This window comes from Megasphaera sp. AF13-6AC, assembly GCF_027685385.1.
Taxonomy (GTDB): domain Bacteria; phylum Bacillota; class Negativicutes; order Veillonellales; family Megasphaeraceae; genus Megasphaera; species Megasphaera micronuciformis.
Map to the genome: position 1 here is coordinate 1 of NZ_JAQCUN010000090.1, position 5,514 is coordinate 5,514.

General features: G+C 44.4%; 5 protein-coding genes. 4 read left to right on the forward strand and 1 reads right to left on the reverse strand.

Annotated elements, in window-relative coordinates:
* Positions 1-203: 203 nt before the first annotated feature.
* The 3 genes from PGX78_RS05890 to PGX78_RS05900 are packed head-to-tail and all read left to right on the forward strand — an operon-like array spanning position 204 to position 3,360.
* Entirely contained in the window at positions 204-1,388 is a 1,185-nt protein-coding gene (locus tag PGX78_RS05890; protein ID WP_270445863.1) for a DUF4178 domain-containing protein, read from the forward strand.
* Between the two features lie 38 nt (positions 1,389-1,426).
* Positions 1,427-1,858, forward strand: coding sequence for a DUF350 domain-containing protein (locus tag PGX78_RS05895; RefSeq protein ID WP_270445864.1), 432 nt, complete (start codon positions 1,427-1,429; stop codon positions 1,856-1,858).
* A complete protein-coding gene (locus PGX78_RS05900) occupies positions 1,858-3,360 on the forward strand; it encodes a polyamine aminopropyltransferase (protein ID WP_270445867.1) in 1,503 nt (500 codons plus the stop codon). The genes PGX78_RS05895 and PGX78_RS05900 overlap by 1 nt, the downstream gene beginning before the upstream one ends.
* 58 nt (positions 3,361-3,418) lie before the next feature.
* Here the strand turns inward: PGX78_RS05900 and PGX78_RS05905 are convergent, their stop codons facing one another.
* A complete protein-coding gene (locus PGX78_RS05905; RefSeq protein WP_270445865.1) occupies positions 3,419-4,861 on the reverse strand; it encodes a sodium:proton antiporter in 1,443 nt (480 codons plus the stop codon).
* 197 nt (positions 4,862-5,058) lie between these two features.
* Here PGX78_RS05905 and PGX78_RS05910 point away from each other — a divergent pair.
* The coding region (locus PGX78_RS05910; RefSeq protein ID WP_270445866.1) for a universal stress protein at positions 5,059-5,514 on the forward strand (456 nt) is incomplete at its 3' end.

Consider the following 5,514-nt stretch of genomic DNA (forward strand, 5'->3'; position numbering starts at 1 on the left):
AGTCGGACGAACGAGGTCACCTCGGTCGTCCGACTTTTTCGTTGTAAACAAGGATTGTGACGGAATTCAAGGCAGTAAGAACGGGTGTATTGAAAAGGCTGAAGGGTTAGTGTAAGATGATTTTGAAAAGGGTGTTTGACTATATCGGTAGACGTTCGTAAGAGAAACAATAAATATAAAATTTTTCCGATTGCGAGTGTGACATGAACTTTAAATACGGCGATACACTGCGTATCGAAAACGATTTATATACGGTTTTAGGGACAATTGCATATGAAAATAAGGAGGGCTACTCATGGGTTGAGCATCTCCTCATAGAGCATCGTACCGATACGGAATATTGGCTCAGTAAGGATGACGGCAGTCGTGGGTACGAAAATCGCGAGTATCAGTTGTCGCGAGTTGTTTCAACAGGCATAATTCCCGACGGCATGCGTCTTGTTGACAGTGGTAGGAAGCGTGTTACCGACGTTTGGGATATATACGGGTCCGACGATGTAGAACGTGGTGACGAAGCCGATTATAAAAACTACCGGAATAATAAAGGGATGTTCTTTTCTATAGAAAAGTGGGAAGATTGCACGGAATATTCGCGCGGTCGGTATATAGATGAAAAGGTTGTGCGGATTGAGAAAAATGCGGAGTTGACCGACTTTATTAAACGCCAAATGCTCCGTAGACGCCTTATTAAGACCGGAATATTCTTGTTTTTCGTCGTAGGGATTTGTATTCTTTTGTATATGGGTTATTCTATGCGACACGATATACGGGACTTCTTCGGATATCCTTATACGGTAGCCGAATATGTAAAGGATAAGCCGGGGACTTATACATATGTCACTTCCGTCACGGATGCCAATAATACTAAGTCCGATATTTATCAGTCCGACAAAGATTTGGATGCGACTGTACAGGATATCATTAAGGGCGTAGACGGTAAGATTTCGGAAGTTACTCAAGACGGCGATACGGCACTGGAAAATATGGATAGCCAAGCTGATGAGGAATTGGCGGATTTGGTGCGAACGACCGGTGTTCCTACACAGACTGTAACGATTTTGACGGATAACGAGTTTATTACCGTATATATATCGACGGAAGGGACGGTATTGCTTCGCGTTGAAAGTCGGGAAGCGGCTTACAACAACACGGATGACGGCGGCTATCACAGTACCACCCATTCATACGGCTTTTATCGCTATGCTTACTGGCGTAATGGATATGACCGAGATCGCGGGCGTTACGGAGGAACGTCTTCATACGCCTCTTACACACCGGGATCATCGCATACCACTTATTCGCCGTACAATCAATATGCATCCAGCGTGCGTCGAAACAGCGTGAGCAGTCGGACCGGATCCCATGGAGGTACGAGTGTGGGAAAATAAAAAGTTCGGAAATATTTCTATGTATACGGGAGGAACTTATGCCTTATATTGCGGATATTGTGAATGTATTGATATTCTCCTTCTTGGGAATTATTTTGATGATTGTCGGGAATATGATTATCGATCAGTTTATTCCCGGTGACTTTCCGACGGAAATAAAAAGAGGGAATAGTGCTGTTGCCTGGGTCTGTGCCGGTTCGTTTATCGGCATGGGAGAGATTGTTCGGACAGCCATTCAATCACCGACAGCGGCAGAAGTAGAAGAATTTCTTTTACACGGCATTATGTTCAGTCTTATTTATGCCGTCATAGGAATAGCCGTTTTTCTTATGGGCTTTTTCTTTATCAGTGCCTTTCAGCGTAAGTATTCATTGTCTAAAGAAATTATGAGCGGTAATGTAGCGGCAGGTATTGTTACCTTCGGTATTTTTGTAGGTTTGGCACTTGTCGTAGCCGGGGCCATTCAGTGATGAAGTCGGAACGCCTGTTGCTGCTTACAGCTTTTATCATATCAGGGTGCTCTCTGTGCTATGAATTGATCATAGGCGCTATCAGTTCATACATATCCGGTGATACGGTGTGGCAGTATTCCGTTACCATCGGTCTTTATATGGCGGCCATGGGTTTCGGATCTTATATCAGTAAATATATTCGCCGTAATTTATATGACTGGTTTATCGGTATTGAGGTGATTATCGGTATTATAGGAGGACTTAGTGCGACCTTTATTTTTTTGGCTAATTTGTACTTGGAAGCCTATCAGGTCGTGATGTATGCCTTTATTATCGGAATCGGCATACTTGTAGGTATGGAAATTCCCTTGTTGGCACGAATTTTGGAAGTGGAGCGGGGAGATTTACGACATACCCTGTCATCTGTATTTGCCTTTGACTATATGGGCGGATTGGCCGGTTCCGTCGTCTTTCCTCTTTTATTTTTGCCGCATTTAGGGTATTTGGCGACGGCTTTTTTGTGTGGGGTTTTGAATGTGGCTGCGGCGGGAATCGTCATTGGAGCCCATTATCGAAAATTGAGATTGCGTCGGATTTGGCGGTCTGTTGTCATCATGCTGACGATCGGGTTGTTTACAGGCGTGGCTTTTGCAGGGAATATTTCCAAATATGTTGAAGGCGGCTTGTATCGTGATACCATTATTTTTTCCACGCAGACGGAGTACCAAAAAATTGTCGTTACTCGTCATAAAGATGATGTGCGGCTGTTTATTGACGGAAATTTACAGTTTTCCTCGAGCGATGAATACCGATATCATGAAGCGTTGATTCATGTGCCTATGGCACAGGTACAAAATCCGCAACGTGTTTTGATACTCGGAGGCGGAGACGGCTTGGCAGCTCGCGAGCTTTTAAAGTATGAAGGCGTAGAGATTACGTTGGTAGACTTGGATAAGGCTATAACCGACTTGGCTTCTACCAACCCCGTCTTGACGAAGCTTAATGAACACTCTTTAACGGATCCGCGGGTTACGATTATTAATGATGATGCCTTTAAGTTTTTGGAACAGACGAATCATATATACGATGTCATTGTCATAGACTTACCGGACCCAAATAATGCGACTCTTGTCAAGTTGTACAGCAACATCTTTTATCGCCTTTGCTACAAGGCCCTGGGGGAAAACGGTGTTATGGTGGTGCAATCGACGAGTCCCTATTATGCGACTAAGACGTTTTGGAGTATTCATAAAACTCTTGAATCGGAAGGTTTTTATGTCTACCCTTATCATTTACAAGTACCGTCTTTCGGTGATTGGGGATTCAATTTGGCTAGCAAACACTCTTTGGCAATTATTCATCCCGTTCGAGCCGTAAATACACGCTTCTTAACGGATGACGTTATGAATAAAATGTTTGTTTTCGGAAAAGATGAAATAGCCGGTGATGTAGAAATAAACGCTGTTACGCAGCCTGTTATACTGGATTATTATATGGATGCCGTTCATAAGTGGCGATAGAGAATAAAAGCGAGGAATCGAGATTCCGATTCCTCGCTTTTTACAGTTGAGTATTTGCTTATAAGAAGAATACGACCATGTCGATAATGAAGGTGGGAATGAGGATAGCTATAGACCACCCCATGTAGCCGAAGAAGCTGGGCATTTTAATGCCGTTTTCTTCAGCAATGGACTTAACCATAAAGTTGGGGGCATTGCCGATATAGGTGTTGGCGCCCATGAACACGGCACCGGCCGAGATGGCTTCCAGCATGATTTGTGAAACAGTGCCGACGGATGTGTGAATGCCCGTCGTCGAGCCGATAGCACCGGCTGTCTGTAAGAAGACCAAGTAGGTAGGCGTATTGTCCAAAAAGGACGAAAGGAACCCTGTGGCCCAGAAGAGCTGCCACGGGTCGTGAATACCCAATTGGGCACCGTGAACCTTTAAGAAAATGAGCGCCGGAATCATGGTGATAAAAATCCCCAAGAATAGGGTTGCTACTTCAATGATTGGTGCGTGAGAGAACTCGTTCAATTCGTGGATCGACTCTTTCGTCGTCTTCAGGGAAAGAAAAGCTGCTACTAAAATAATGATGATTTCCACTATGGTAGCATAGGGAAAGACGATTTCATCGTATACGGGAATTCCCGCATTATCGGCAAAGAAGGCGAATTCCTTCGGTAAAAGACCGTTGGCAATAACTCCGACGATAATCATGCCGATAAAGATGAGATTATGCAGCCCTTCAATCCGGATGGGTTCCTTTTCGGATTCAGACAGTTCGTCCAAGGGGGAACGGCCTTCGGCCAACTCTTTTTTACAGAAGTAGCTGTCAATAAAGTAGAAGGCTGCAAATAGGATAATCATGTTCAGTAGTAAAAAGGGTGCCAAATGGAAGGTCCAGGTGAAGGGGACTCCGCGTTGGAACCCCATGAAAAGAGGCGGATCGCCGAGAGGGGTAAGACAGCCGCCGATATTGGCTACGAGGAAGATGAAGAAGACGATAACATGAGCCGCTTTCTTTCTCCACTTGTTGGCACGAATTAACGGACGAATCATGACCATAGCTGCACCGGTAGTACCGATCCAGCTGGCTAACATCGTACCGATGAAGAGAATGAGCATATTAACCTTCGGCGTTCCCGGCAAGGTGCCTCTTACGGCAATGCCGCTGGCAGCCACAAAGAGTCCGAAAAGCAGTACGATAAACGGCACGTAGTCGAGGAGCATGGATTCAAGGAGACGGAACCAGGCTTCGCTGAAACCGTAGGCAAAAGCAAAAGGAATGATAAAAACGAGAGACCAGATGCCTGCCGCCACATGCATATTCTTTTCCCACCAATGGGGGTGTGTTAACGGGATGACAGCGATAGACAAGAGCATACCGATAAAAGGAATAACACTCCACGCCGGCAGTACGGCGGCAACCGCCTCGTGCCCGTCATTAGCCGCAATAGGCAAGATGGTTGTCATTGCGACGGTTGACAATGATAAAAGAAATTTTAAAAACCTGTTCATAAGAACCGCCTTTCCATAAAAAATAAATTTTATTTTAATATCTTCTAAAATATTGTATCATAATATTATATGAAAATGTACTATTTTTGCATATAGGGCATAGAGACTAAAATTATAATTTTAAAAATAAAAGAAGGAATTTTGTTTTTGACGGCGAATTGTTATAATACAAGTAGAATTCATAGGAGGGGTCTAATATGAAAGATTATAGAACAATTGTTGTTCCCGTCGACGGTTCGGATAACTCGAAGCGCGCAGTTGAACATGCTGTTACAATCGCCTCTACCGTAGGAGCGTCCTTAACATTGGTATACGTAGCCAACATCGTATCCGTTATTTCCAATTTCGATCAGATTCCTAATGCCAGCGGTTATGTAACCGAGCAGGTAGCCTTAGATATGGAAGAAGAAGGAAAGAAGATTCTGGATGCCGTTACGGCGAACATTCCCGATTCGGTAACGGTGGGGGAAGCCTTCGAAGTCGGCTCGCCCGGACCGGCTATTCTTTCGGTAGCTAAGAAGAATAATGCCGATTTAATTGTTATGGGAAGTCGTGGCTTAGGGCCCCTCAAAGGTTTGTTTATGGGGTCCGTCAGCAGTATTCCGTTACCATCGGTCTTTATATGGCGGCCATGGGTTTCGGATCTTATATCA

Excerpts from the sequence above, each read along its gene's own strand:
- PGX78_RS05905 (WP_270445865.1), bottom strand. The coding sequence starts at position 4,861 with ATGAACAGGTTTTTAAAATTTCTTTTATCATTGTCAACCGTCGCAATG.
- PGX78_RS05900 (WP_270445867.1), top strand. The coding sequence starts at position 1,858 with ATGAAGTCGGAACGCCTGTTGCTGCTTACAGCTTTTATCATATCAGGG.
- PGX78_RS05890 (WP_270445863.1), top strand. The coding sequence starts at position 204 with ATGAACTTTAAATACGGCGATACACTGCGTATCGAAAACGATTTATAT.
- PGX78_RS05895 (WP_270445864.1), top strand. The coding sequence starts at position 1,427 with ATGCCTTATATTGCGGATATTGTGAATGTATTGATATTCTCCTTCTTG.